At 64.5% G+C, this 25,624-nt stretch carries 25 protein-coding genes; 16 read left to right on the top strand and 9 right to left on the bottom strand.

Annotation, left to right across the window (positions count from 1 at the left end; translation table 11 throughout):
* Both CHR90_RS13630 and sugE read left to right on the top strand, forming a co-directional pair.
* Complete coding sequence (locus CHR90_RS13630) at window positions 1-1,239, top strand: DUF1501 domain-containing protein (RefSeq protein WP_141210957.1); 1,239 nt, start codon at window positions 1-3, stop codon at window positions 1,237-1,239.
* A 28-nt stretch (window positions 1,240-1,267) separates the two neighbouring features.
* The gene (sugE, locus tag CHR90_RS13625) at window positions 1,268-1,582 is read left to right on the top strand and encodes a quaternary ammonium compound efflux SMR transporter SugE (protein ID WP_094409563.1); all 315 of its coding nucleotides are present in this window, start codon (window positions 1,268-1,270) and stop codon (window positions 1,580-1,582) included.
* On the opposite strand, the gene ygfZ is transcribed toward sugE, so the two are convergent.
* Window positions 1,571-2,359, bottom strand: a complete 789-nt coding sequence (gene ygfZ / locus CHR90_RS13620) for a CAF17-like 4Fe-4S cluster assembly/insertion protein YgfZ (protein WP_170941410.1) — start codon at window positions 2,357-2,359, stop codon at window positions 1,571-1,573. The genes sugE and ygfZ overlap by 12 nt on opposite strands.
* A gap of 80 nt (window positions 2,360-2,439) precedes the next feature.
* Between ygfZ and CHR90_RS13615 the strand changes: the two genes are divergently transcribed.
* Window positions 2,440-3,450: a hypothetical protein gene (locus tag CHR90_RS13615; protein ID WP_094409561.1), complete on the top strand. Its 1,011-nt coding sequence runs from the start codon at window positions 2,440-2,442 to the stop codon at window positions 3,448-3,450.
* A gap of 18 nt (window positions 3,451-3,468) precedes the next feature.
* Here CHR90_RS13615 and pyrH read toward each other — a convergent pair whose 3' ends face one another.
* Window positions 3,469-4,203: a UMP kinase gene (gene pyrH, locus CHR90_RS13610; RefSeq protein ID WP_094409560.1), complete on the bottom strand. Its 735-nt coding sequence runs from the start codon at window positions 4,201-4,203 to the stop codon at window positions 3,469-3,471.
* A gap of 126 nt (window positions 4,204-4,329) precedes the next feature.
* Here pyrH and CHR90_RS13605 point away from each other — a divergent pair, with 126 nt between their 5' ends.
* Complete coding sequence (locus tag CHR90_RS13605; protein ID WP_094409559.1) at window positions 4,330-5,622, top strand: lipopolysaccharide biosynthesis protein; 1,293 nt, start codon at window positions 4,330-4,332, stop codon at window positions 5,620-5,622.
* Between the two features lie 23 nt (window positions 5,623-5,645).
* Here the strand turns inward: CHR90_RS13605 and CHR90_RS13600 are convergent, their stop codons facing one another.
* Genes CHR90_RS13600 through CHR90_RS13585 form a run of 4 tightly spaced genes read right to left on the bottom strand, consistent with a single transcriptional unit; the run spans window position 5,646 to window position 10,274 of the window.
* Window positions 5,646-6,656 (bottom strand): DUF4340 domain-containing protein, encoded by a 1,011-nt coding sequence (locus CHR90_RS13600; protein ID WP_094409558.1) that lies wholly within the window; start codon window positions 6,654-6,656, stop codon window positions 5,646-5,648.
* 13 nt (window positions 6,657-6,669) lie between these two features.
* Complete coding sequence (locus CHR90_RS13595) at window positions 6,670-8,583, bottom strand: GldG family protein (RefSeq protein WP_094409557.1); 1,914 nt, start codon at window positions 8,581-8,583, stop codon at window positions 6,670-6,672.
* A gap of 3 nt (window positions 8,584-8,586) precedes the next feature.
* Complete coding sequence (locus CHR90_RS13590; protein ID WP_094409556.1) at window positions 8,587-9,321, bottom strand: ABC transporter permease subunit; 735 nt, start codon at window positions 9,319-9,321, stop codon at window positions 8,587-8,589.
* A 14-nt stretch (window positions 9,322-9,335) separates the two neighbouring features.
* A complete protein-coding gene (locus CHR90_RS13585; RefSeq protein ID WP_094409555.1) occupies window positions 9,336-10,274 on the bottom strand; it encodes an ABC transporter ATP-binding protein in 939 nt (312 codons plus the stop codon).
* A gap of 146 nt (window positions 10,275-10,420) precedes the next feature.
* Between CHR90_RS13585 and CHR90_RS13580 the strand changes: the two genes are divergently transcribed.
* Together CHR90_RS13580 and CHR90_RS13575 are read left to right on the top strand one after the other, a co-directional pair.
* Entirely contained in the window at window positions 10,421-12,139 is a 1,719-nt protein-coding gene (locus CHR90_RS13580) for an adenylate/guanylate cyclase domain-containing protein (protein ID WP_094409554.1), read from the top strand.
* Window positions 12,140-12,153: 14 nt separating this feature from the next.
* Window positions 12,154-13,203, top strand: a complete 1,050-nt coding sequence (locus CHR90_RS13575; RefSeq protein WP_094409553.1) for a COX15/CtaA family protein — start codon at window positions 12,154-12,156, stop codon at window positions 13,201-13,203.
* Here CHR90_RS13575 and CHR90_RS13570 read toward each other — a convergent pair.
* The gene (locus CHR90_RS13570; protein WP_170941409.1) at window positions 13,184-13,954 is read right to left on the bottom strand and encodes a substrate-binding periplasmic protein; all 771 of its coding nucleotides are present in this window, start codon (window positions 13,952-13,954) and stop codon (window positions 13,184-13,186) included. The two genes, CHR90_RS13575 and CHR90_RS13570, sit on opposite strands and share 20 nt — an antisense overlap.
* 250 nt (window positions 13,955-14,204) lie before the next feature.
* On the opposite strand from CHR90_RS13570, the gene ileS reads away from it, so the two are divergent.
* From ileS to CHR90_RS13555, 3 genes are all read left to right on the top strand, one after another.
* A complete protein-coding gene (ileS, locus tag CHR90_RS13565; protein ID WP_094409551.1) occupies window positions 14,205-17,030 on the top strand; it encodes an isoleucine--tRNA ligase in 2,826 nt (941 codons plus the stop codon).
* The gene (lspA, locus tag CHR90_RS13560; protein WP_094409550.1) at window positions 17,030-17,521 is read left to right on the top strand and encodes a signal peptidase II; all 492 of its coding nucleotides are present in this window, start codon (window positions 17,030-17,032) and stop codon (window positions 17,519-17,521) included. The genes ileS and lspA overlap by 1 nt, the downstream gene beginning before the upstream one ends.
* A gap of 123 nt (window positions 17,522-17,644) precedes the next feature.
* Window positions 17,645-18,418 carry a ferredoxin--NADP reductase gene (locus CHR90_RS13555; protein ID WP_094409549.1) on the top strand — a complete coding sequence of 258 codons (774 nt, stop codon included), beginning with the start codon at window positions 17,645-17,647 and terminating at the stop codon, window positions 18,416-18,418.
* On the opposite strand, the gene CHR90_RS13550 is transcribed toward CHR90_RS13555, so the two are convergent.
* A complete protein-coding gene (locus CHR90_RS13550) occupies window positions 18,419-19,015 on the bottom strand; it encodes a J domain-containing protein (protein ID WP_094409548.1) in 597 nt (198 codons plus the stop codon).
* 95 nt (window positions 19,016-19,110) lie between these two features.
* On the opposite strand from CHR90_RS13550, the gene CHR90_RS13545 reads away from it, so the two are divergent.
* The 7 genes from CHR90_RS13545 to CHR90_RS13515 all read left to right on the top strand — a co-directional run bounded on the left by CHR90_RS13545 (window position 19,111) and on the right by CHR90_RS13515 (window position 24,480).
* On the top strand, window positions 19,111-19,413 hold the full coding sequence (locus CHR90_RS13545; RefSeq protein ID WP_094409547.1) for a BolA family protein: 303 nt from the start codon (window positions 19,111-19,113) through the stop codon (window positions 19,411-19,413).
* 45 nt (window positions 19,414-19,458) lie between these two features.
* Window positions 19,459-19,797 (top strand): ArsR/SmtB family transcription factor, encoded by a 339-nt coding sequence (locus CHR90_RS13540; RefSeq protein WP_094409546.1) that lies wholly within the window; start codon window positions 19,459-19,461, stop codon window positions 19,795-19,797.
* Window positions 19,798-19,799: 2 nt separating this feature from the next.
* Complete coding sequence (locus CHR90_RS13535) at window positions 19,800-20,462, top strand: MIP/aquaporin family protein (RefSeq protein WP_094409805.1); 663 nt, start codon at window positions 19,800-19,802, stop codon at window positions 20,460-20,462.
* On the top strand, window positions 20,459-20,869 hold the full coding sequence (arsC, locus tag CHR90_RS13530) for an arsenate reductase (glutaredoxin) (RefSeq protein ID WP_094409545.1): 411 nt from the start codon (window positions 20,459-20,461) through the stop codon (window positions 20,867-20,869). Before CHR90_RS13535 ends, arsC begins: the two co-directional genes overlap by 4 nt.
* Before the next feature lie 78 nt (window positions 20,870-20,947).
* On the top strand, window positions 20,948-21,952 hold the full coding sequence (locus CHR90_RS13525; protein WP_094409544.1) for a YeiH family protein: 1,005 nt from the start codon (window positions 20,948-20,950) through the stop codon (window positions 21,950-21,952).
* Between the two features lie 165 nt (window positions 21,953-22,117).
* Window positions 22,118-23,413, top strand: a complete 1,296-nt coding sequence (locus CHR90_RS13520; RefSeq protein ID WP_094409543.1) for a hemolysin family protein — start codon at window positions 22,118-22,120, stop codon at window positions 23,411-23,413.
* A gap of 2 nt (window positions 23,414-23,415) precedes the next feature.
* Window positions 23,416-24,480, top strand: coding sequence for a S1C family serine protease (locus CHR90_RS13515; RefSeq protein ID WP_094409542.1), 1,065 nt, complete (start codon window positions 23,416-23,418; stop codon window positions 24,478-24,480).
* A 3-nt stretch (window positions 24,481-24,483) separates the two neighbouring features.
* On the opposite strand, the gene ada is transcribed toward CHR90_RS13515, so the two are convergent.
* Window positions 24,484-25,560: a bifunctional DNA-binding transcriptional regulator/O6-methylguanine-DNA methyltransferase Ada gene (gene ada / locus CHR90_RS13510; protein WP_212668686.1), complete on the bottom strand. Its 1,077-nt coding sequence runs from the start codon at window positions 25,558-25,560 to the stop codon at window positions 24,484-24,486.
* Between the last annotated feature and the right edge of the window lie 64 nt (window positions 25,561-25,624).

Here is a 25,624-nt window from a genome sequence, read left to right as displayed (position 1 = left end):
ATGACCAAGATGGACCCAAGCCGTCGCCGCCTGCTGCGGGGCCTATCGGCCACGCTCGCCCCCTTCATTCTGCCCTGCGGGGCGCTGATCCCGAATCTTAGCCTCGCGGCAGCCCCCGGAAGCTGGCAGCGCATGCTGATCCTAGTGGAACTGCAAGGCGGCAATGACGGGCTGAATACGCTCGTTCCCTATCGGGACGATGCTTACCGCGCCCTGCGCCCCACCCTCGGCCTGCCCGTCGATCAATTGGTGACGATCACCGGCGATGCCGCGCTACATAGCGCGCTGACACCGCTGATCGGCACCTGGGAGGCGGGGGAACTCGCCATCGTCCAAGGTATCGGCTACGAGCGGCCCAATCATTCGCACTTCCGCTCGATTGAAATCTGGGACGCCGCGTCGGGGTCGGACGAGGTGATCCCGGAAGGCTGGGTTTCGCGCCTGTTTGCGGCCCACCATCCGCGGTCCGGCGATGCCGATGGGGTGATCTTCGGGCGCCCCGTGCTCGGCCCGCTGCTACCGACCGCGACGGGCGATAGCCAAGCCCCCCGGCGTTTTGTCGTGATGGACTCGGTCAAGAACTTCACCCGGCGCGGCCTCGCCCTGCCCGCAAATCAGGCCACAACTGCGGAAACCCCGGCGCTTCAACATTTGCTGACCACCCAGGCGATTGCCGGGCAGGTCGCGCAGGGCGTCGCCGAAGACCTGAAAAAGCTCGAGGGGAACGAGGCTCTGGAGAAACGCCTCGCCGCTTTCCCGCAGCATGGTTTCGGCAAGCAATGCGCCGAACTTGCCCGTCTGCTCGCCGCCGATAGCCGCATTGCCGTGGCGAAACTCAGCCTGGGTGGCTTCGATACCCATGTGAACCAACTCGGCACCCACGCGCGCCTCTTGGGCGAACTCGCCTCGGGTCTCGCGGCCCTACGGACCTTCGCCAAGGAACAGGGCCTCTGGGACCGGCTGGTGATCGCCAGCTATTCCGAATTCGGGCGCCGGGCCGGGGAGAATAAAAGCGCTGGCACCGATCACGGCACGGCTGCGCCGCATTTCGTGCTGGGCGGTCAGATCGCGGGCGGCGTGAAGGGCGAGGCGCCGAGCCTCACCCAATTGCAGGCAGGCGACTTAATCCACACCATGCCGATGCAGCGCTATATCGGCAGCCTCGCGAAAGAAACCTGGGGGCTAACCGAAACCCTGCCCGCCCTTGACCGCTACCCGCCCTTGCGCTTGATTGCCTGAGGGATTTCTCAGGCAGAAAGAACGGATCATGGCGTGGCTGTATCTACTGGTCGCAGGCGTGCTGGAAGTGGGCTGGGCCATCGGGCTGAAATATACCGATGGCTTCACCCGCCTTTGGCCGACCGTTGGCACGGTCATCAGCATGATCCTCAGCGTCGGCTTCCTCGGCTTGGCGCTGAAGGAGCTACCGGTCGGCACCGGCTACGCGGTTTGGACCGGCATTGGCACGGTTGGCACCGTCATCCTCGGCATTGCCCTGCTGGGGGAACCGGCAACGGTAATGCGCCTCGCCTGCGTTGGGCTGATCGTGGCCGGGATTATCGGGCTGAAGCTAAGCCATTAAGGTGACGGCCGTTCCATCGGCCGTCAGCCCCGCCGCTGGGTCGGCATCCAGCCGGATCAGCGCAAGACCAAGGCCGGGAACGGCGAAGCGTAGTTCGCCCGCCTCCTTCTCCCCCGCTAAGATCGGCGTGCCCGGCGGCGGCACCGGGCCGGTCAGGCGGACGGGCTGGGCTTTGCGCTTCAAGACCGCGCGATATTTGGTCCGCGCCGTCAGTTCTTGGCCGATATAGCAGCCCTTGGCGAAGTCGATGGCGTTGAAACTATCGAGGTTGAATTCCAGCAGGATCGAGCGGTCTGGCTCCAGATCGCGGCTACCGTCCGGCACGCCCAGGCCGATGCGGTGGCGGTGATAGGCTTCGGCATCTTCCGCAGGCGGCGGCGGTTCCGAGACGGGCCACCAGCAACGCCACCCCAGGTTGGGGTGACGGGGATCGGCGAACGCAATCCCGCCCTCCGGGACCGGCCCGTCAAAACCCACCAGCACTTTATACCCATCTTCCGCCGCCAGCGTTACATCGGCGCGCAGCTTGTAGAGCGACAGGCGGCGCAGGCAATCGGCCCGGCGGGCGGCATCGACCTCGAGCAGTAACCGATCCCCCTCCGCTCGGATGAAGAAATCGAAGAGATATTTGCCCTGCGGGGTCAGCAGGCAGGCATAGACCGCCGCCCCGCTTTCCACCGGGCCGAGGTTATTGGTCAATAAGCCATTGAGAAAACTCACCCGCTCCGAGCCGGTGACGACAATCAGCGCGCGGTCTGATAGGGTGCTGGCAGGCATGATCTTCCGCTTACTCCACAAAGGGTATGGAAGCGACATAGGCGCCATCGCTGCGGCGCGCAAGAGGATGGTAACGCACAATGGGTTTCGGCGTCGTTCGAAAGGCTGGCGGTTTGCTGCTGGCGGGGGTTTTGGGAGTGGCGGGCGTAGGGATCAGCGGGATCACCGCCCCCGCCCAGGCGCAGGCCGTGCGGGGCGCCAGCGGCGACGGGCCGGAAGCGGTGAAGACCGCCAGCACCATGCTGCTCGACCTTAAAGGCTCCTCCCTGCCGCGCTGGTGGCGCGCCCTGGCCGTCGCCCGCCTCGCCCGCACCCAGGCGCGCTATGGTGACGAGGAGAGCGCCCGCGTGCTGGCGCGCGATGCCGTGCTGTTAATCAACGAGCCGGGACCGGCGGCACCGCCCGCCCTCGGCCCGGCAACGATCTTCGCTATTCTCAGCCAAGCCTATCTTGATATGCGTGACCCGCAAAGCTCGGTCCAGCTTGCCAATGAGGCGCTAAAGGCGATGCAGACCGTGACCGATGGGCCGACGCGCGCCAATACCTTCAGCTATCTCGGGCTGATCATGGCCGACGCCAGCGGGGTGGATGGCGCCCGCCCGCTGCTCCTGCAAGCCCTGCGCGATACATCGACTCTCCCGGCGGGGCGGGAACAGATCGCCGCCTTGGCGCTGATCGCCCAAGCACAAGGCAAGCTGAACGATAAAGCCTCCGCCGCCGATACGCTGTCCGCCCTGACCTCCGCCCTCGCGGCGATCAGCAAGCCGGGGGATATCGCCCTCGCCCGCGCCCACGCAGCCCGTGCTGCTGCTGCGGCGCAGGATATGAACGCCGCGCGTAATCATGTGCGGGAAGCCATCGCCGCCTACGACCGTTCGACGCAGAATAACGAAATGCCGATGACCGAACGGGTCGCTGCCCTTGGGCTGATTGCGCTGGCGGAAAATGAAATCGGCGACAAATCCACCGCCCGTCAGATCGTCCGCACCTTGAAGCAGACGCTGGCGACGATCACCGAGCCTTACGATAAGTTCCAGGGCCTGCTGACCCTGGCCGATGCAGGCTTCGAGGTGGAGCAGCAGAAGCGCTAACCCTTGGGAGGGGCTGGGTTAGACGAGTTCGAGCCCCGCCCCCGGCCCCACATAGGTGCCCACGTCTTCGCCCAAGCAGATGCGCTTGATGCAGCCCGGCTTGTCGAAATTAAAGAGGTGGATGGGCAGATTATGGTCGCGCGCCAGCAGCATGGCCGATTGATCCATAACGCGCAGATCCTGGCCGATCACTTCGTCATAGGAAATGCTGCGATAGCGCTTGGCATCAGCAAACTTCTTCGGGTCGGCGGTATAGACGCCATCCACACCATGCTTGGCCGCCAGAATAGCGTCGCAGCGCAGTTCCAGCGCGCGCTGAACGGAGGGGTAATCCGTCGTCACATAGGGCTGACCGATGCCGCCGACGAGGATGACGATGGAGCCTTTCTCCAGATGCCGGGCGGCGCGCAGGCGGATATAGGGCTCGGCGATCTGGTTGATCTGGATCGCGGTCATCACGCGCACATCGGTATCGGTGCGGGCGTTGATCGCGGCGCGCAGCATGACGCCGTTGATGACGGTGCCGAGCATGCCCATATTATCGGCTTCGGCGCGTTCGATCTTCCAGGTTTCGGCGATATTGCCGCGAAAGATATTGCCGCCGCCGACGGTGATCACCACCTCGCAGCCCAATTCGACCGCCGAGACGACTTCGGCGACGATATGCTCGATCGCGTCCTTGTCGAAGATGCCGCCGCCACTGCCCATTGCCGCCCCACTGAGCTTAATCATCAGGCGTTTGTAGCGGCTCATGGGCAGACTCCTCGATTGCAGCGGCCGGGAATGCGGGCGTAGTATCGCCGCCGCCGGGCCGAGTGCAAGGGGAACCTGAGTGCTCCTGTCGTCTGCCCGCGTTTTGATCCAGCCCGGGCCTATTTTATGAAGACAATCCTGCTGACCCTGCTCACGACGATCCTGGTGCAGGGCGGAAACTTCGCGTCCGGCGTGCTGGCGGCGCGGCTTTTGGGACCGGAAGGACGCGGCGATCTGGCCGCCGCCCAGCTTTGGCCGACGACGGTCGCCTATATGCTGCTGCTCGGCCTCAATGATGCCGCGCTTTATTTCAGCGCCAATGCCAAGCTGAAGGACCGGCAGGTGTTTGCGACGGGGCTGTGGTCGGGTCTGATCGTGAGCGCGGCGGCGATCCTGATCTGCTGGTTCGCCGTGGTGCCGCGCGTCTACCCCACCGACCGGCCGGAGCTGTTGCAGGCCGTCTTCCTACTACTCGGGCTGATCCCCTGCCATATCCTCGGGCTGATCTTTCAGGACATGCTGCGCGGCAAGGGCATGCTGGGCCTCTGGAACCTGATCCGCATTACTCTAGCGCTCGGCTATCCGCTCGCCATCGCTGGTCTATGGCTGATGGGGGAACGCGGGTTGCTGGCCGTCGCCGGGGCCTATCTGCTGGCCCATATCCCGACTGTCCTGATCCCACTGACGGCGCTGATCCGGCGCGGCTGGGGCGGGATCAAACCCGAAGCCGAAGCCGCCAAGGAAATGCTGGCCTATGGCGGGCGCATCTATGCGTCGGGCCTGATCTATCAGGCCAATGGCCGGATCGACCAATGGCTGATTCAAACCTATCTGCCCTCGGCATCGCTGGGGTTCTATGTGGTCGCCACCAGCGTCAGCCAAATTCCGGTAACGCTGGCCTATTCGGTCGCCCAGGTCGCCTTTCCGCGCGCCTGTGCCGAAGCCGACCCTACGGCGCGCGGGGCGGTCGTCGGTCTCTATCTCCGCCTAACCCTGCTGTTGATGATCGGGGCTTCGGTGGTTCTCTGGCTGATCGCGCCGCTGTTTCTGCGCTTGGTCTTCGGCGCTGGCTTTGCCGACGCCAGCGAGCTTGTGCGCTGGCTGATCCTCGGCATTTTACCGCTGACCATCCGCGAGTTTCAGGCGCTGGCCTTCAAGGCCTGGAACAAGACGCTGGCCTTGTCGATCAACGAAGGCCTGACCCTGGCGATCAATGCCGGGTTGCTGCTGGCGCTGCTGCCCGGCTACGGGCTGAACGGGGCCGCCTTCGCCTTCGTCACGGTACGCTGGGCGCAGGTAATCGTGCTCGGCGCCCTGGCCTGGAAGCACCTGCACCTCTCCCCCGCCGCCCTATTTCTGCCGACCCCCCGCGATGGGGAGTTGATCCGGCAGGCGTGGGGGCGGTTGCGGTGGCGGTGATCGGGGGGAAGCCCCCCCGATCCTCAGTTGGTCTTCGGCTCTTCCGTCAGATCGGCAAGGCTTTTGGTCAGCCGTTCGATCTTATAGCTTGGCAGTTTGAAGGCCCAGCCTTGGGTTGGCTTCAGCAAGTCATTCTCGCCCGAGAAGATCGCCCAATCGGCACCGTCGAGCTTGCGCAGGGTCACGACGACCGGTCCGCCCTCGGCCAAGGTGAAGCGGGCTTCCGTCGCAGGGCCGTCGACCGGAATATCCTGCGCCGGGCGCACGTCCTCGAAGCTCATGCCTTCGAGGGCAGCAACGACGCCGCTGACGTCCCAGCCTTTTTTCGATACGCGGCCTTCCGGCGGGTTCAGCACGGCGACATCCGGCGGGGTGGCATCGCCCGGCGCCCGGCCGATCTCGACCGCAGGCCCTTCGGCGGGGGTTAGGGTGACGGTCGCCACCTTATCCTGAGCAATATCGAACAGGTCTTTGGTCAGATACTCCAGCGCTTCAACCTTCGGGTTGAGGCGGCTTTCCACCAACCACGCCTGCCCATCACCCGCCTTGCGGAGATAGAGCATCGGTTTATCGAGACCCAGAGCGGCGGCATTGATCGCGGCGCTGCGGAGCTTGCCGAGGAAGACATCGGCCAGCACGGTTTCCCCGGAATACAGCGTCAGGTGACGGGCGCGCGATCCATCGCCTTCGCCAAGGTCGAGCCGGGGCAGCAAATCGGCTTTGGCGGTCTTGCCTTCCAGGGTTTCGACTTCCGTCAGATCGACAAGGATCTGCCGGATCTTTTCCGGCGCGACCGGGTAGCCACTCTTTTCCGCCAGGGTCCAAACGTCGCCCTTCTTCTCGAAGGTCAGGCTATCCTTGCCTTGGGTTAGGCGAATGCGCGTCACCTGCCCCTGCTTTGCCGCCAGATCGGCGAAGAGTTTTTGCCCGGCGGGCAAGCTGCGGACCGGCTGGTCGGCGGTGATCACCATCCCAGCGCCGATGACGCTGGCCCCGGCGAGCGCGATGAGGATCAAAAGCGAACGGCTGTGCATCCTTGTCTCCTCCTTAACGCTGGGCCTGGGCGGCGCGGCGGGCGCGTTGGCGCCGCCACACACCGAGACCGAGCGCGAACACCACCAGCGCCACCGGCACCGCCCCGATCACCCACAAGCGGATGCGGGTTTGCAGCGCCTCGATATCGGTGCGCAGGGCCAGTTGCACGTCGCGCAGTTCGGCGCGGGTGCGGATCAGATCGGCGCGGAAGGTTTCGATTTCCTTCGCCTGTTCCGGCGTCAAACTGGCCGTTTGCGGCTGACCTTTCTTCGGCGCCTCGCGGCCCCGCAGATCGGCGAGCTTCTTTTCGGTTTCCTTGATGCGGTCCTGCAACTCCTGCTCTTTCGCGCGGAAGCTGTTTTCCGCCGCCTGTTCCAGCGCGCGGATGGCGGTAAAGGGCCGGTCGATCACCGTGCGCGCCGTCAGGCCCGACAGGGTGGACCCGCCCGCCAGATTATCCAGCGTATTGGCGATAAAATCGCCATTGCCCGCAACCGGCACGGCAACTTTCTGGCCGAAGAAATTCTGGGTCTGCGCCCAGAAGCGTTCTTCCAGCATGTCGGTATCGGCGACGATGACGAGGTTCAGCGGCTGCTGGCTCTCCATCACCCGCCCCTCGGCAGCAGCCCCCTCCGGCAGCGCGTCGGGATAGGCGGTCTTGGCCGGACCCGTCACGCGCGCCGCCATCGTCAGCGCTTGGCCTTCGCTTTGGAAGCCGCGCAGGATGCCAAGAATATCGGGCTGACCGCGCACCTTATCGGCGGCGAGCTTCATCGAGACGACGGAGGAGGAGGCCAGCGGCGTCAGCTTGGTCGTCGCACCCTCAACAGGTTCCAGAATCCCGGCGGAAGCAAAGGATAGGCTTTGCAGATCACCGGTCAGCGAGTCGTTTTCCGCCAGTTGCGCTTTCGGCACCGACAGCCACGCCAGATAGTCGGCGGCCTGCACGCGCGTCGCCGCCCCACCCGCCGAAACCTTACGGGCATTGCGGCGGTCGGCAACAACCTTATCCGCGACCAGTTGCACGCCCCAGGCTTTGAACAGGGGCTCCAACGCCGAGGCCGAGGCCGGGCCAGGAACGCCCTGCATCGCCAGCATACGGCCCCGGCTGACGGCAGCTTCCGAAACCGGATCAACCATCACCAGCGCCCGCCCGCCCTTCAGCACGAACTGATCGATGGCGTAGAGGGTCGCGGGCGGCAGATTGGCCGGATGAACGAGCCACAGCACGTCAATATCCGCCGGAATCTGCGTCACCGTGGTTTCCAGCATCTGCACTTTGAAGTTCTGGCTGATCTGATCATAGATCAACCATGTGCCGCTGCCGCCCTGCTGCTGGGCCGCCGGGTCGGCGGTGATCGGCAGGGTGGAGATCAAACCGACCGTGCGTTGTTTCGGGCGCGCCAGCTTGGCGACCATCTTGGTCAGATCATATTCCAGGAACCGTTCCCGCTCCGGCGCGAAGAAGGCGATCACCTCCTGATCATCGGTGGAGTTAGCACCGACGAGGCCGAAATAAACCTGCTCCCCGCCCTGGTCGATGGGCACGCCTTGCAGGCCATAGGCAACGGCGCGGTCTTCGATGGGGGAGAAGGGATCGGGGCTCAGCACTTCGACGGTCAACCGCCCGCGCGACCCGGCAGCGTAATCGCGCAGCAAATCGCGCACGCGCTGGGCATAAGCGGCGAAGCTCGGCACTTCGCGGGTCAGCCGGTCGGAGATGAAGAGCCGCAGGGTAATCGGCTCCTCGATTTGCTGCAACGCCCGTTCGGTGGCGGGCGAGAGGGTGTAGAGCTTAGTCTGGGTCAGGTCGAGCCGAACACCGCGCAGCAGATTGCCGCCGATGATATTGACCGTGATGATCAGAACGAGGGTGGCGAGAATGCCGAGGCCCAGCAGGGTCTTGCGAGCAAAAAGACGGGACATGGCTTACTCCGCCTTCTTCAGATCGACGATCAGGGCGGTGATCAGCAGAAAGCCGACGATCAGCGACCCGAAATAGAGAACGTCGCGCGCGTCGATGACGCCGCGTTGCAGATTGGCAAAGCGCGTCAGCACCGAAAACCCGCTGACGAATTCGACCAGCGCCGTCGGCGCCCAAGCGGCAAAAGCGCCCGAGACCAGCCCAGTGCCCGCCGCCGTAATCAGGAAGCAGACCGTGGCGGTCAGCACGAAGGCGATCACCTGATTGCGCGTTAGGGCCGACATGGCCGACCCGATGGCCAGAAAGGCGCCGCTCATCAACAGTGCCCCGATGGCGCTGGAGATGATCACGCCGTAGTCCGGTTGCCCCAGTACCGCAACGGCAATCACCAGCGGAAAGGCCAGCAGCAGCCCAACGGCGCAGAAGGCCCAGGAGGCTAGGAATTTGCCAACCACGGCCTGACACACTTCCAGCGGTAGCGTCAGCAGCAGTTCGATGGTGCCGCTCTTGCGCTCGTCCGCCCACAAGCGCATCGACAGCGCCGGGACGAGAAACAGATACAGCCACGGCAGAAAGCCGAAGAAAGGCTGCAAATCGGCCTGCCCGCGCTCGAAGAAATTCCCCATGTAGAAGGTCAGGGAACTGGCGAGCACGAGAAAGATAACCAGAAACACATAGGCAAGCGGCGTTGCGAAATAGCTCGCAATCTCGCGCTTGAAGACAGCATAAGCCGGATACATGCCAGTTTCCCCGTTCAGGCGGCGCGCGACGCGGGCGCGGTGAGACTGCGGAAGACGACATCAAGCCGTCCGCGCTGCTGATAGACTTCCGACACGGGCCAGTTTTCCGTGCGCTGGGCTTGGCTGAGGCCCGCCAACAGATCGGCCTCGCGCCCCGGCACCGGGCGGACGATCAGCCCGTCTTCGCTGGCTTCGACGGCCAAGGCACCGGGAATGAGGTGCAGTTTCGGCAGCAGCGCCGCGCGGTCGGCCTCCGCCACCGCCAGCACGACCGCCCCATGCAGCGGGTCGCGGCGCAGCAGATCGAGCGGCGTACTGTCGGCGACAATGCATCCACGGGCGATCACCAGCGTACGAGAGCAGAGGGCTTCGACTTCCTCCAAAATATGCGTGGAAATCAAAATGGCTTTTTCAGCCGCCATCTCGCGAATAAGGGTGCGCACGTCATGCTTCTGATTGGGGTCGAGACCGTCGGTCGGCTCGTCGAGAATCAGCACATCGGGATCGTGCAGCAGCGCCTGCGCCAGCCCAACGCGGCGCTTGAAGCCTTTCGACAGCGTATCGATGGGCTGATGGGTCACGCTGCGCAGTTGCGCCGCATCCAGCGCGGCATCAATGCGCTTGCGGCGTTCCGCCCCGAAAAGCCCGCGCACATCGGCCACGAAGCCCAGCAGGCCATAGGGCGTCATATCGCCATAGGCCGGGGCGCCTTCCGGCAGATAGCCCAGGCGGCGCTGCGCAGCGCGGGTCTGGGTCAGAATATCCTGCCCGCAGACCTTGGCCGTCCCGCGCGTTGGCGCCAGAAAGCCCGTGATCATTTTCATTGTCGTCGATTTACCGGCCCCGTTCGGCCCGAGGAAGCCGAGGACTTCGCCCTTATGAACGGTGAAGCTGACGTCGCGCACCACATCGGTGCCGCCGAAGGTCTTCGTCAGGGCCTGGGTCTCAATCATGGGAACCAAGGTACCACTCCTTGCCTGGCTCGTCGTTCGAGCGCGGCCAATTGCCGCCGCTGGTCCGCCGATTTAGACTGTGTTGCGAAAATTGCAAGCCGCTTTGCGTTACACGCGGGGCGTTCCGCCAGGGAAGGGGACCAGGAATGACCGCGAGCCTGCCGCCGATGCCGTCCGCCGCCGTCTGGAAACTCTCGGGCGCCCAGGTGATCAACCGCCTGCGGTTAGTGACCGGACTGATCCTCTTTACCTACGTCCTGACCCATTTCAGCAATCATCTGCTGGGGCTGGTATCGCTTGATCTGATGCAGGCCAAGCAGGGCGATTTCATGGGGTTCTGGTGGTCGAAACCCGGCACCTACACGCTGCTGGGCGCCGTGCTGATCCATCTCGGCCTCGCCTATTGGGCGCTCTACCGCCGCCGGTCGCTGCGGCTAAAACGCTGGGAAGCGATGCAACTGCTGACCGGCGCGCTGATCCCCTACATGCTGATCGAACACGTGATCACCACGCGGGTGGCCTTCGAACTCTACGATCTTCAGGATAGCTATACATATGTGCTGTGGATGCTGTTTGGCGGCGAGAAGCAGGCCCTGCAAGCGGCGACCTTGGTTTTCGCCTGGCTGCATGGCTGTATCGGCCTGCACTATTGGCTGCGGCTAAACCCCTGGTACGACCGGGTGAAACCCTGGTTGTTCGCCCTGGCCATTCTGATGCCGACGCTGGTGCTCATCAGCTTTTTCCAAACCGGGCGCGAAGTGATGGTGATGATGCGCGATCCGGCGTGGCAGGCCCAGACCATCGCCGCGATGAAGCTGCCGCCGCCCGACAAAGCCGCCCATCTGATCGCCCTGCGCGACGGGATCCGCTGGGGCATGCTTGGGCTGCTGGCGCTGGTCTTTTTTGCTCGCTACGCCCGGAACCTGATCGAAGCGCGGCAACAACAGGTGCGCGTTCATTATCACGGCGGCAAGGCGGTCGCGGTGCCAAAGGGGCGGACGCTGCTGGAAATCAGTCGCATGAACAATATTCCCCACGCCTCGGTCTGCGGCGGGCGTGGGCGCTGTTCGACCTGCCGGGTGCGCGTTGGGCAGGGGGCGGAGCATCTGCCGCCGCCCGACGCCAATGAAGCCCGCGTGCTGGCCCGGATTTCCGCCCCGCCGGGCGTGCGTCTCGCCTGCCAAGTCCGGCCCGATTGCGATCTTGAAATCGCGCCGCTGCTGCCCGCCCAAGCCATGCCGCACGATGGCTTCGCCAAACCCGAGCAGACCCACGGCGTCGAAATGGAAATCGCCGTATTGTTTGCCGACCTGCGGGGCTTTACCACCCTGTCGGAACAAAAGCTGCCGTTCGACGTCGTGTTTATCCTCAACCGCTATTTCGCGGAGATGGGGGAGGCGATTGGCGCCGCTGGCGGGGCGGTGACGCAGTTTTCCGGCGATGGGGTGATGGCGCTCTTTGGCTACGAGCGCGAAGACCCCACCTATGCCGCCCAATCGGCCCTCAAGGCCGCCCGGCGAATGGCTGAGCGGCTGGAGGCGCTGAACCAGGACTTTAGCCATGATCTGGATGCCCCCCTGCGTATGGGGATCGGCATCCACCAGGGCCTGGCGATTGTAGGGGAAATGGGGCATGGGCGCGCTACCGGCCTGACGGCCATTGGCGATACGGTCAATACCGCCTCCCGCCTCGAAGGCCTGTCGAAAGAGTTCCACGCGCAGCTCGTCGTATCGGAACAGGTACTGGCCCGTGCCGGAATAGGGCTTGAAGGCGCCGCCCGCCACTCTATTGTCCCCCGGGGTCGCACGGTGCCGCTAGAGATTTTCGCCCTGGCGCGCGCCCTCGACCTGCCCCTATTGCGTTAGACCAAAGGCCCGTTATGACCACCCTCGCCGCCCCCAGCCTCGTCCGCCCCATCCCACCCGCCCGCCGCGCCGTGGCGCTGTGGCTGCTGATCGGGGCGGCGATGATCTTTGCGATGGTGGTGATCGGCGGGATTACCCGGCTCACCGAAAGCGGCCTGTCCATCGTCGAATGGAAACCGGTCAGCGGCACGCTCCCCCCGCTGACGGACAGCGACTGGCAGGCGGAATTTCAGAAGTATCAGGACAGCCCGCAGTACCGGCAGGTGAACCGCGGCATGAGTCTCGCCGAGTTCAAAACGATCTTTTGGTGGGAATTCATCCACCGCCTGTGGGGGCGGTTGATTGGTGTCGTCTTCGCCATCCCGATGCTGGTCTTCTGGCTACGCGGCGCGTTCGATGCCGCCTTGAAGCGCCGGGTGCTGCTGCTGTTCGTGCTGGGTGGGATACAGGGCGCCATCGGCTGGTGGATGGTCGCGAGTGGCCTGAAGGATATTCCCGCCGTCAGCCCCTATCGGCTCGCCACCCATCTTGGCATGGCGCTGGTGATCTATGGGATCACCCTCTGGACCGCCTTGGGCCTGCTGCAACCGCGCCGTCAAGCCGCCACGCCGGGCCAAGGCGCCGCCCTGGGGCTGCTGGCCGCCGTCAGCGTGACGATCCTGGCCGGGGCCTTCGTGGCGGGGCTGGACGCCGGGATGATCTATAACGAGTTCCCGTACATGGGCGCCGGGCTAGTGCCGCCCGACTATTGGCACCCCAGCCTGTCGGCTCTACGCAATGCCTTCGAAAATCACGCCGCCGTGCAGTTCCACCATCGGGTACTGGCGGTCGGAACGGCGGGGGCGGCGCTGATCTTCGCGCTTTGGCTCGCCCGGCGCGGCCTTATCGGCTGGGCCGGGGCCTTGGCGGGATCAGTCGCCCTTCAGATCACCCTGGGCATCCTAACGCTGCTCCATCAGGTGCCCGTCGATCTCGGGGCTGCCCATCAAGCCGGGGCGGTGCTGGTGCTGAGCGTCGTCATCGGCGTGCTGCACCGGCTGAAAATCAGCTCGACGGCAGGGTAAGCCCGTAGCGGGAGAGGATTTCAGCGAACTGCCCATTCTCCCGCAAGGCGGCCAAGCCACGGTCGAAGGCCGCGATCAAAGCCTCCCCCTGCGGGGCGTGCCGGGAGACGATAAAATGTAGCCCGGTTTCCTCGAACGCGCGCGGATCGTCACCGCCGACCGGGACGACCGCATCGGCGGGTTGTTCCAACTGCCGCATCGCCCGCTTCGCTAGATGCTCGTGCGTTTGCACCAGATCGACGCGCTTGGCCAGCAGAAGCTTGAAACAGGTCGCGACATCGCTGCCATTCACCAGGGTCGCCTGCCCCGAGAGAAGCAGGCGGGCCGAGGGGACTGCAGGCGAGGTGCCGCGCGCGATGCACAAGGTCTGGCCGCTGGCCGCGCCGAGCGGTAAATCGGCGAGCGGCACGCCCTTGCGGGTGAATAAGCGGATGCGAATGGTGGCCAAGGGGCGGGAATAGCGGTAGAGGGTTAACCGTTCCGGGTTCGGCACATAGGGAAACGTGCCGTCGATCTGCTGGCTTTGCAGCCGCTCCTGCCCGCGCATCCAGGGTTCGATCTCAAGGGCAATCGGCTGCTTGAGTTCGGCGAAAACGGCTTTCACCAAGGCGACGGCGGCCCCACCCCCCGCTTCGGTCGAGGAGGAGAACGGCGGATAATCATCGCCAGTCGAAAGGCGCACGAGCGGCGGCAACGGGGTTTGTGCCCTGACCGGCAGCGCGATTGCGGCCAACAGGCCAAAAACCGCCAAAAACCGCCCCCCCTGTCGTCGGGAGGCGGGGGAGGCCCCGGTGTTGACAAGATGAATCAACCCCATGCTCCTGCCCTCGTCGTTGCGGTGGCTGTCGCAATTTCGCCTAAAAGGTTATGCCTTTCTTAAGATAAAGGCTAGCGATTCCCATCGCTGCCGGATCGGCCATGCGCACGTGGGACTTGCGCCGCCCGGGCGTTTCTGGAACGGTCTGCCTTCCTTTCAGCCATTTAGCGTGTAAAGCCCGGCCATGACCCGCGATTATAAAGCCAGCGTCTTCCTGCCCACGACCGAGTTTCCGATGCGCGGCGATCTGCCGAAGCTGGAGCCGTCGATTTTGGCGCGGTGGGAAAAGATCGGGCTTTACGATCTGATCCGCCAAGATAGCGCCGGGCGGCCCAAGTGGGTGCTGCACGATGGCCCGCCCTACGCCAATGGCGATATTCACATCGGCCATGCGGTGAATAAGATCCTGAAGGACGTCATCAACCGCTCGCAGCGCATGCTGGGCCAAGATGTGTCCTATGTGCCGGGCTGGGACTGCCACGGTCTGCCGATTGAATGGAAGATCGAAGAAAAGTATCGCGCCAAGGGCCAGGATAAAAACTCGGTTCCCGTGGTCGAATTCCGCCAGGAATGCCGCGCCTTTGCCGAACATTGGGTGGGCGTGCAAGCCGGCGAGTTCAAACGCCTCGGCATCATGGGCGATTGGGCGCAGCCTTACCTGACGATGGCCTATCCGGCGGAAGCACAAATCTTCCGCGAGTTGACCAAGTTCCTGATGAAAGGCGCGCTCTACCAAGGCTTCCGCCCGGTATTGTGGAGCGTCGTCGAACAGACCGCCCTCGCCGACGCCGAGGTGGAATATCACGACCATACCTCGACGCAGATTTACGTGCGCTTCCCGGTGGTCTCCTCCCCCAATCCGGCGCTTAGCGGCGCGAGTGTGGTGATCTGGACGACGACCCCCTGGACCATCCCGGCCAACCGCGCCGTCGCCTATAATCCCGAACTGGCTTATGTGGTGATCGACGTCACCGAAACCGGGGATGATGCCCTCGCCAAGGCGGGCGATAGGCTGCTGATCGCCGAAGCGCTGCTGGAGGCGGTGACCGCCGCCACCAAGATCACCGGCTATAAAAAGCTTGCCGATCTGCCGGGCACCGCACTTGAAGGCGTGATCCTCGCCCATCCGCTGCGCGGCAAAGGCTATGAGTTCGACGTACCGCTGCTCCCCGGCGCCCATGTGACGGCGGACGCCGGGACGGGCCTTGTCCATACCGCCCCCAGCCACGGCGAGGACGATTTCCAACTGGGCAAGCAGTTCGGGCTGGAAGTGCCGCGCACCGTTGCGGGCGACGGCAAATATTACGACAGCGTGCCGTTGTTCGCGGGCGTCCATGTGTTTAAGGCCGATGGCCCCGTTTGCGCGGCGCTGACCGAGGCCGGGAACCTGCTGGCGCAGGCCAAGCTGCTGCATTCCTACCCGCACTCCTGGCGCTCCAAAGCCCCGCTGATCTATCGCGCCACGCCGCAATGGTTCATCTCGATGGAGACGGATGGGCTGCGCGAGAAGGCATTGAAGGCGATTGACGATACACAATGGTTCCCGCCGCAAGGTAAGAACCGCATCGGCGCAATGATCGCCCAGCGTCCGGACTGGTGCGTCTCGCGTCAGCGCACCTGGGGCGTGCCGCTTGCGCTGTTCATCAGCAAGAAAACCGGCGAGCCGCTGCGCGACCCAGCGGTGAACGAGCGCATTGCCGCAGCCTTCGAAGCGGAAGGTGGCGACGCGTGGTTTGCCTCCCCCGCTGCCCGCTTCCTCGGCAATGAGTATAACCCCGAGGATTTCGAGCAAGTCACCGATGTCGTCGAAGTCTGGTTCGACAGCGGCTCCACTCACGCTTTCGTGCTGGAAGCCCGCCCGGACCTGAAATGGCCCGCCGATCTCTATCTCGAAGGGTCGGACCAGCACCGGGGCTGGTTCCATACCTCCCTGTTGGAAAGCTGCGGCACGCGCGGCCGCGCGCCCTATGACGCAGTGCTAACCCACGGCTTCACGCTCGACGAGCAGGGCCGCAAAATGTCCAAATCCTTGGGCAATGGCGTCGATCCGCTGGTGGTGATGAACGAGTTCGGCGCCGATATTCTGCGGCTCTGGGCGATGCTGTCCGATTATTCGGAAGACACGCGCATCGGCAAATCGATCCTGCAATATACCGCCGACCATTACCGCCGCCTCCGCAATACCCTGCGCTACCTGCTGGGTGCGCTGGCCGGGTTCGACGATGCTGAACGCCTGCCCGAAGCGGAGATGCCGGAACTGGAACGCTGGGTGCTGCATCGCTTGGCGGAGTTGGATAAGGATCTGCGCGCCAGCATCCAGCGGTACGACTTCCTGTCCTTCTACACGGCGCTGCATACCTTCTGCGCCAATGATCTCTCGGCCTTCTACTTCGATATCCGTAAGGATGCGCTCTACTGCGATGCGCCGACCAGCGCCCGCCGTCGCGCTGCCCGCACGGTGATGGCGGAATGCTTGCATAAGCTGATCCTGTGGCTGGCGCCGGTCATGCCCTTCACCGCCGAGCAAGCCTGGGGCCTGCGCCCCGTTGGCGTCGCGGGCGGCAGCCAGGGCGAGGAGGATAGCGTGCATCGCCAGCTCTTCCCGGAACCCCCGGCGGTTTGGCTGGATGCGGCTTTGGGCGAAAAATGGGCGCTGATCCGCTCGATCCGCCGCGCGGTGACCGGGGCGATTGAACTGGCCCGTGCGGCCAAGGAAATTGGTTCGTCGTCGCAAGCCGCGCCGGAAGTCTATGCCGCCCCTCAGTATGTCGCGGCGCTGTCCGGTCTCGACTTTGCCGAAATCTGCATCACCGCCAGCATAGACCTGCGCCCGCTGGCCAGCGCGCCGCCCGATGCCGTGCTGTCGGTGGATGTCGAAGGCGTCGCCGTGCGCTTCGCCAAGACTGACCACGCCCGCTGCGAGCGCTGCCGCAGCCATTACCCGGAAGTCGGCACTATCGCCGATCACCCGGACCTCTGCTTCCGCTGTGCCGAGGTGGTGGGCGGCTAATGTCGAAAACCGTCAAACAGGGGTTGCTGATCGCCGCCCTCGTCATCTTGCTCGATCAAATCAGCAAGATTTGGCTGATGGATTATCTGGGGGTGGCGGGGCCGGATCAGCGCGCGGCGGGCTTCCCCGTGACCGGGTTTTTCGACATCGTGGGCGTGTGGAATAAAGGCGTCAGCTTCAGCCTGTTTTCCAATCATGATGGCAGCGGCGCCTGGATTTTGTCGCTGGTCGCCCTGGTGATTACCGGGGCGATGCTGGTCTGGTTGTGGCGGGCGCAGGGGCTGCGGCTGGCGCTCGGCCTCGGCATGGTCATCGGCGGCGCGCTGGGCAATGTGATTGACCGCGTGCGCTTTGGCGCGGTCTTCGATTTCCTGTTTTTCTACTATCAGCAGTATAGCTGGCCCGCGTTCAATATCGCCGATACGGGGATTTCGGTGGGCGTCGGGCTGCTGCTGATCGACTCGCTGCTCGACAGCCGCCGCAAAGGGTAAAGGTCTGCCATGCAGCCCCGAGACATTTCACCATCTTGCCGCGCTGCGGAAAGCCGGGCATAAGCGGGAATTCCCCAGACGGCGACAGGAAACGTCGTCATTTCACAGTGCGGTGATGAGATTATGTCGAACTTCCTGGAAGAGCGCGTTTTAAGCGTCCACCATTGGACCAACCGGCTGTTCAGCTTCACCACGACCCGCGATAAAGGGTTCCGCTTCCTGAACGGCCAATTCATCATGATCGGCCTGCCGGTGAACGGAAAGCCGCTGCTACGCGCCTACAGCATCGCCAGCGCCAATTTCGAAGAACATTTGGAATTCCTGTCGATCAAGGTCGAAAACGGCCCGCTGACCTCGCGGCTTCAGCATATCCAGGTTGGCGATACGATCATCGTTGGCAAAAAGCCGACCGGCACGCTGGTTATCGATTATCTGCTGCCGGGTCGCCGCCTCTATCTGCTCTCGACCGGCACCGGCCTTGCGCCGTTCATGTCGATCATCCGCGACCCGGAAACCTACGAGAAGTTCGAGCAGGTGGTGCTGGTCCACGGCGTGCGCGAAGTCGCCGAACTCGCCTACCACGATTACATCACCCAAGAGCTGCCGAACGACGAAATCTTGGGCGAGATGGTGGCCGGAAAGCTGCTCTATTACCCGACCGTTACGCGCGAGCCGTATAAGAACCAGGGCCGCGCAACCGAGTTGATTGAAAGCGGCAAGCTGTTCACCGACCTCGGCATCCCGGCACTCGACCCAGAAACCGACCGCGCCATGATTTGCGGCAGCGCCGCGATGCTGGCCGATCTGAAGGCGATGTTGGAAGCGCGTGGGTTTGTTGAGGGCAATACCTCTACCCCCGGCGCCTTCGTTATCGAACGGGCGTTTGCGGAGAAATAATCACTCCGTCACGAAGGCCCGCAGCACCGTATAGGCTTGGTTAATCACCTTGATCCGCTCTTCGGCTTTCTTATCGCCACCATTCGCATCGGGATGGTGGCGTTTGACCAGCTCCTTATAGCGGGTCTTCACATCGGCGAGCGTGATAGGGTGCGACAGGTTGAAGATCGCCATGGCCTTGGTTTCTTCGGCACTGGCCGACCCGCGTGCGGCGGTGCGGTCGGCCTCCGCATCGTCCTCGAAGAAGCCGAACCCGTCGGTAAAGCGCGGGCGGCGCCCGGTGCCGGGCTGGTACTGGGTCTTGCCCCCCGGCTTTGATTGGCCGAACGGCCAGGTCGGGCGGTTCCAGGTCGCATCGGTGCGGTTTTCCGCCTCGATTTCCTCCGGCGACATGCCCGCATAATAGTTCCAGGCGAGGTTATATTCGCGAACGTGATCGAGGCAGAACCAATAGTAGCTATTGAGGTCGCTGCGCGATTTCGGCGCCCGGAACTCGCCCGCGTTTGGGCAGCCCGCATGATCGCAGGGGCGAACGGGGGGTTTTTCGATCTCATCGAAAAATGAGACCGTAAACCGGGACGGTCGACGGGTGGCCATGACGCTAGTATGAAAAGCCAAAGCAGGCGGCGCAAGCCATGAGCCTTCGGGGCTGCCTGCATTTGTAACCGCTTGACGTTTTCAGGAATCCGCCTATGCCGCACGACGCCCACGAACCGACCGGCCCGATGGCTGCCCAAATGCAGAAGAAACTGCTGGCCGCCTTCGCCCCCGCCGAAGTGCTGATCCACGACGATAGCGCCCGCCACGCCGGTCATGCTGGCGCGCGGGAGGGGGGCGAGAGCCATTTCCGCGTCGTCGTCATCTCCCCGCAGTTCGAAGGCCTATCGCGGGTCGAACGCCAGCGGCGGATCAATAGCGTGCTGGCGGAAGAATTGGCTGGCCCGGTCCATGCCCTGGCCCTGATGGCACGGACGCCGGAAGAAGTGGGCAGCTAACCGCTCCCCCTTGACGAAATTGCATATTTCTAAGATCATGGAAATATGGAATCGATTGTCGCCGTCAAACGTCTGTCCGCGCTGGCGCAGGAAAACCGCCTCGCCGTCATCCGCCTGCTGGTGAAAGCCGGGGCCGAGGGGCTGCCTGCTGGGGAGATTGCCCGCGCCTTGGCGGTGCCGCCCAACACGCTGTCGGCACAATTGGCCCTGCTGACAAATGCCGGGCTGATCGCCAGCCGCCGCGACGGGCGCTCGATCATCTATACCGCCGATATCGGCGGCCTCAGCGATTTGATCCTCTATCTGATGGAAGATTGCTGCCAAGGCCGCCCCGAGATTTGCGCCCCTCTGGCGGAAGCGGCGCAACGCGCCGTTTGCTGTTGATCATGCGCCGCCGCCTGATCGCCGAAGCGCTCGGCACGGCCCTATTACTCGCCATCGTCGTCGGGTCCGGCATCATGGGCGAACGGCTGGCGGGGGGAAATACTGCGCTGGCGCTGCTCGGCAATACGCTGGCGACCGGCGCCGGGCTGGTCGTGTTGATCACCCTGTTCGGCCCCATCTCCGGCGCGCAGTTCAACCCCGCCGTGACGCTGGTCATGGTCCTGCGCGGGGAAATGGGCGGGCGGGCGGCCCTCGCCTATGTCGGCGCCCAACTCCTCGGTGCGATCCTCGGTGTTTGGGCGGCGCACCTGATGTTTGACGATACGATCTTGCAAGTGTCGCAAAAACTGCGGGCGGGGCCGGGGCAACTTGCGGCGGAACTGCTAGCAACCTTCGGGCTGATCCTCACGATCCTGGGCACCCGGCGCACCCGGCCCGATGCGGTCCCGCTGATGGTCGGCCTCTATATCACCGCCGCCTATTGGTTCACCGCCTCCACCTCTTTCGCCAATCCCGCCGTTACCCTGGCCCGCATGCTGAGCGATAGTTTCGCCGGGATCGCCCCGGCCTCCGCTCCAGCCTTTCTGCTGGCCCAAATCGCCGGGGCCGTCCTTGGTTCTTGGCTCGGTGGCTGGCTTTTTACACAGGAACGCCCCGCGTCATGAGCGATTTTCCCATCACGATTTACCACAATCCCGCCTGCGGTACCTCGCGCAATACCTTGGCCATGATCAAGGCCGCCGGATATACGCCGACCGTGGTGGAGTATCTGAAAACCGGTTGGACCGAAGCACAGCTCAACGCGCTTCTGACCGGCAGCGGCCTGACCGCGCGCGCGTTGCTGCGCGAGAAGGGCACCCCCGCCGCCGACCTCGGCCTGCTCGACCCTGCCCGCAGCGATGCCGACCTGCTGGCGGCGATGATCGCGCATCCGATCCTGGTCAACCGGCCCATCGTGGTGACGCCGAAGGGGACGAAGCTCTGCCGCCCGTCCGAAGCGGTGCTGGATCTGCTGGAGCGCAAGCCCGACAGTTTTACGAAAGAAGATGGGGACGTGGTTATTCCCGGCTAGGCGCTGACATGTCATGAGCCTTGACCGGCCCCCGTCGCAGGGTCTATTCCCACTCCGTCTCTGTATTTTGCGGACTGGATGATGGGCCTTTCCCGACGCGGCCGCGCGATTTTCCCCGGTGTTTTGCTGAGCCTGACCCTGGCGCTGGCCGCCAGTTTCGTCGCGGCGAGCCAAGGGGGGCCTGCGGTTCTTTATGCCCTGCTGCTGGGGATGGCGTTCAACTTCCTGGCCAGCGATAGCCGCTTTGCCGAGGGGATCGCCTTTTCCGCCCGCAGCATTCTGCGCATCGGGGTCGCCCTGCTGGGCGGGCGGATTACGCTTAATCAGATTTCGGCGCTGGGCTGGCACACGCTGGCGGGAATCGCCGCCGCCGTGGCGCTGACCATCGGGTTCGGGCTATTGGCCGCGCGGGCCTTGGGCCTAAAGCAGCGCTTCGGCGTGCTGTCGGCGGGCGCAACGGCGATTTGTGGCGCCTCTGCCGCCGCCGCGATTTCCGCCGTATTGCCGCGCTACCCCGACCATGAGCGCGATACCGCCTTCACCATCATCGGCGTCACGGCCCTGTCGACGCTGGCGATGGTGCTCTATCCGGTGCTGGCGCGGCTCATCGGTTTTGATGCGACCGATACCGGGATTTTCCTAGGCGGCACGATCCACGACGTCGCGCAAGTGGTCGGCGCGGGCTATAGCGTTGGGCGTGAGACGGGCGATGTGGCGACGATCATCAAGCTCTGGCGCGTCGCGCTGCTGGTGCCAACCGTGCTGATCGTCGCGCTGCTCGCCCGCCGCATCCCGGCGGAGGGGGAGGATGGCCCACCCGGGAAAAGCCCGCCGCTGGTGCCCCTCTTCCTGATCGCCTTCGTCGTGCTCGTCGCCCTCAATAGCGCCGGGGTTTTGCCTGCTTGGGCAGGGAGCGCGATGGGTGACGCCTCGCGCTGGTGCATCACCCTGTCGATTGCCGCTTTGGGGGTCAAAACCTCCTTGCAAGCCTTAGGCAAGGTTGGCGCGCGGGCGGTTGGGCTGATGGCGGCCGAAACGCTGCTGCTGCTCGGGCTGGTGGTGGCCTTGCTAAAGCTGACGTGACTCCTGTAGCGAAACCGCGCCCGTTTCGGTATAAAGGCGCGTCCTTGCACCAATTGAACCGGACCCAATGTCCAGCGACAGTCCTAGGCGTCCGCGCCTGACCGTGTTTTCCCGCCGCGAGAAGTCTCTTGGCTCCGCGCCCCTTCTGCCGGGCGATGGGCGGCGATGATTATCAAACTTCTGCTCGTCTTCCTGCTCATCCTGGTGAACGGCCTGTTCGCGATGGGCGAGATGGCCGTTGTCTCCGCCCGCAAGGCGCGGCTGCAACGCTTGGCGAAAACCAGCCAAGGCGCGCGGCGGGCGCTGACCCTTGCGGAAAAGCCGACCGATCTTCTCTCGACCGTCCAGATCGGGATCACCCTGGTCAGCGTCATCACCGGCGCGATTGGCGGCGATGCGCTTTCGGGCGAGTTTGCGGCCATCCTGGCGCGGAATGAGACCCTGGCACCGATTGCCGATACGCTGGCCTTCGTGCTGGTCGTCATCGGCATCGCTTTCGTCAGCCTCGTCTTGGGCGAACTTGTACCGAAGCGCCTGGGCCTGACCTACCCCGAACGGGTCGCCGCCGCCCTCTCGGGCCTGCTGCTGATCACCAGCCGTATCGCCCGCCCGGCGATCTGGCTTTTGTCCCTCTGCACCAACCTCGTTCTAAAGCTGATCCCCGGCAAGGAAAGCGATGCCGATGCGGTCAGCGACGAAGAGGTGCGCCATCTGATGCGCGAAGGCGCCGCATCGGGCCATTTCGATACGGCGGAACAGCAGATCGTCGATCAAACCCTGCGCCTCGGCGACCGGCGCGTTTCGGCCCTGATGACGCCGCGCACCCAAATCGAAACCATCGATCTAGCAGGCACGCCGGAAAGCTGGCTGGCCGTGATGCAAAACAGCCGCTATTCGCGCTTTCCCATCGTCGATGGCGCGCCGGACAATATCGTTGGCATCGTGCGGGTGAAAGACCTGCTGCAAAAGGCGCTGGCGGGCGAGGGGCTAGACCTGCGCGCCGCCCTGCGCCAGCCGCTCTATATCCCAGAAACCGCCCCGGCGCTGAAGGTGCTGGACCAGTTCCGCCAATCGGGCGAAGACTTGGCCCTGATCGTCGATGAATATGGCGACCTGCAAGGGCTGGTGACCCCCGCCGACCTGCTGCAAGCCCTCATCGGCGGCGATCCTGCCGCCGCGCACGACGAAGACCCGGCCTGGGTGCAGCGGGAAGACGGCTCCTGGCTGATCGACGGCATGATGCCGCTCGACCAAGTGCAAACCGTGACCGGCATCCCCGAATTCCCCGGCGCCGACGAAGCCCATGTGCAAACCCTCGGCGGGTTCATCATGAGCCAGTTGAAACGCATCCCCGAAGCCGCCGACCGGGTCGCCCTCGACGGCTTCACCCTCGAAGTGATGGATATGGACGGGCGCCGCGTCGATAAGGTGCTGGTGACGGCCCCGACGGATGACGATTAGCCATGCGCTTCTCCCGCCTCCTCCTCCTCGGCCTTCTTCTCATCGCGGCCCTATGGGTTGGCGAGCGGTTCGTTCGGTCGGTCTGGTTGGTGGTGGATCGGCCCCGGCCCGTCGATGCGCGCGGGTCGCTGACTGAACATGAGCAGCACACCATCGCCCTGTTCGAGAATGCCGCCCCCTCCGTCGCCTATATCTTCACCGGCGATCCGGGCAGCGATGGCGGCGCCGGGTCGGGGTTTGTGTGGGATGCCGCCGGGCATATCGTCACCAACTACCATGTGGTCGAAGGGGCGCAGAGCGTGCGCGTGCGCCTAGATCGCGGCGACGCGCTGGACGCGCGGGTCATCGGCGTCTCGCCTGATCACGATCTTGCCGTCATTAAGCTGGTCGATGGGCGGGTGCCGCTGCGGCCCATCCCTATCGGCAGTTCTGCTGAGTTGAAGGTCGGCCAGAGCGTCTACGCCATCGGCAATCCCTTCGGCCTATCGCGCACGCTGACCTCCGGTCTGATCTCCGCCCTCGACCGCCGCCTGCCGACCGCGCCGGGGCGGGAGGTGATCGGCGCGATCCAGACCGATGCCGCCATCAATCCCGGCAATTCCGGCGGGCCGCTGCTGGATAGCGCCGGGCGGTTGATCGGCATTACCACGGCGATCCTATCGGCCACCGGATCGTCCGCCGGGGTAGGGTTCGCCGTGCCGGTCGATACCATCAACCGCATCGTCCCTATCCTGATCCGCGATAAGCGCATCCCGCGCCCCGGCATCGGCATTCTCGCCGCGCCGGATGAACTGGCTGCCCGCTTCGGCGTTTCCGGTCTCGTCGTCGCCTCCGTCCTGCCCGGCAGCCCTGCCGCGAAGATCGGCCTGCGCGGCATCGATCGCAGCGCCGGGCGCTTGGGCGATGTCATCACCCATGTCGCCGGGCAACCAATCAGCGGCATCGCCAGCCTCGCAGCGCTTCTCGATCAAGTCGGCATCGGCAAGCCCGTCGATATCACTGTCCAGCGCGACGGGCGCGTGCGCAACGAACGGCTGACCGTGGCGGACATTGCCCCGGCGGAGTGACGCCTACTCCCCCGCCTCCCGCGCCAGCAGCTTCTTCTTGCGCTCGACGCCCCAGCGGTAGCCGGAGACAGCGCCGCCGTCGCGGATAATGCGATGGCAGGGGACGGCAACGGCGATGGGGTTGGCGGCGCAGGCCCCGGCGACGGCGCGGGCGGCTTTTGGTTGGCCGATGGCGGCGGCAATCTCGGAATAGCTGGCGGTTTGCCCCGGCGGAATGGCGCGCAGGGCCTGCCAGACGCGCTGCTGAAAGGCGGTGCCTTGAATATCCAGCGGCAAGGAAAGCCCGACGGCGGGCGTTTCGATGAAGCGCGCGACCACGGCGATGGTTTCGGCGAACCCGGCGTCGGCAGGAACAATCTGGGCTTTCGGAAAACGGGCGTGCAGATCGGCGATCAGCGCGTCGGCCTCGTCGCCGAGGATCAGGCAGCAGAGACCGCGTTCGGTTGACGCCACAAGCATCAGGCCGAGCCAACAGGGGGCCACCGTATAGCGGATCGTCAGCCCGTCGCCGCCCTGGCGGAAGCGGGTGGGGCTCATCCCCAGCATCCCATCGGCGGCCTCGTAGAACCGACCGGAGGAGTTGAAGCCGGCGGCATAGACCGCCTCGGTCACGCTGGCCTCGCGCTGCAAAGCTTCCTGCACGCGCACCCGCCGCTGGCTTTGCGCGAATTGCTTGGGCGTCAGGCCGGTGATTTCCTTGAACAGGCGATGGAAGTGGAAGGGGCTGAGGTGTGCCTCCGCCGCCAAAGCATCGAGGTTCGGTTCGGTTTCCGAGACCTCCAGCAGACGGCAGGCGCGCGTGACGGCGGCGATGTGATGGGCGCGGCTAACGGCGGCATCCGGGCGGCAGCGCTTGCAGGCGCGTAACCCATCCGCCTGGGCCTCGGCGGGGCTGGCATAGAAGCGCACATTCTGACGCTTTGGCGCGCGCGAGGCACAGCCGGGACGGCAATAGACGCCCGTGGTCATCACCCCATACCAAAACAGACCATCCTGGCTGGCATCGCGCGCCAGAACCTGCGCATAGCGCCGGTCGTCAGGGGAGAGGGTATCGTCGGGCAGGGTCATAGCGTCGAGCATAGCATCACCAGACAGGGGGAGAAGATGCCCGACGATAGACGCGCTGCCCGGTCGCCGCGTCCCG

Source organism: Elstera cyanobacteriorum (assembly GCF_002251735.1).
Lineage (GTDB): Bacteria > Pseudomonadota > Alphaproteobacteria > Elsterales > Elsteraceae > Elstera > Elstera cyanobacteriorum.
This window is presented reverse-complemented; position numbering and strand designations above follow the sequence as displayed.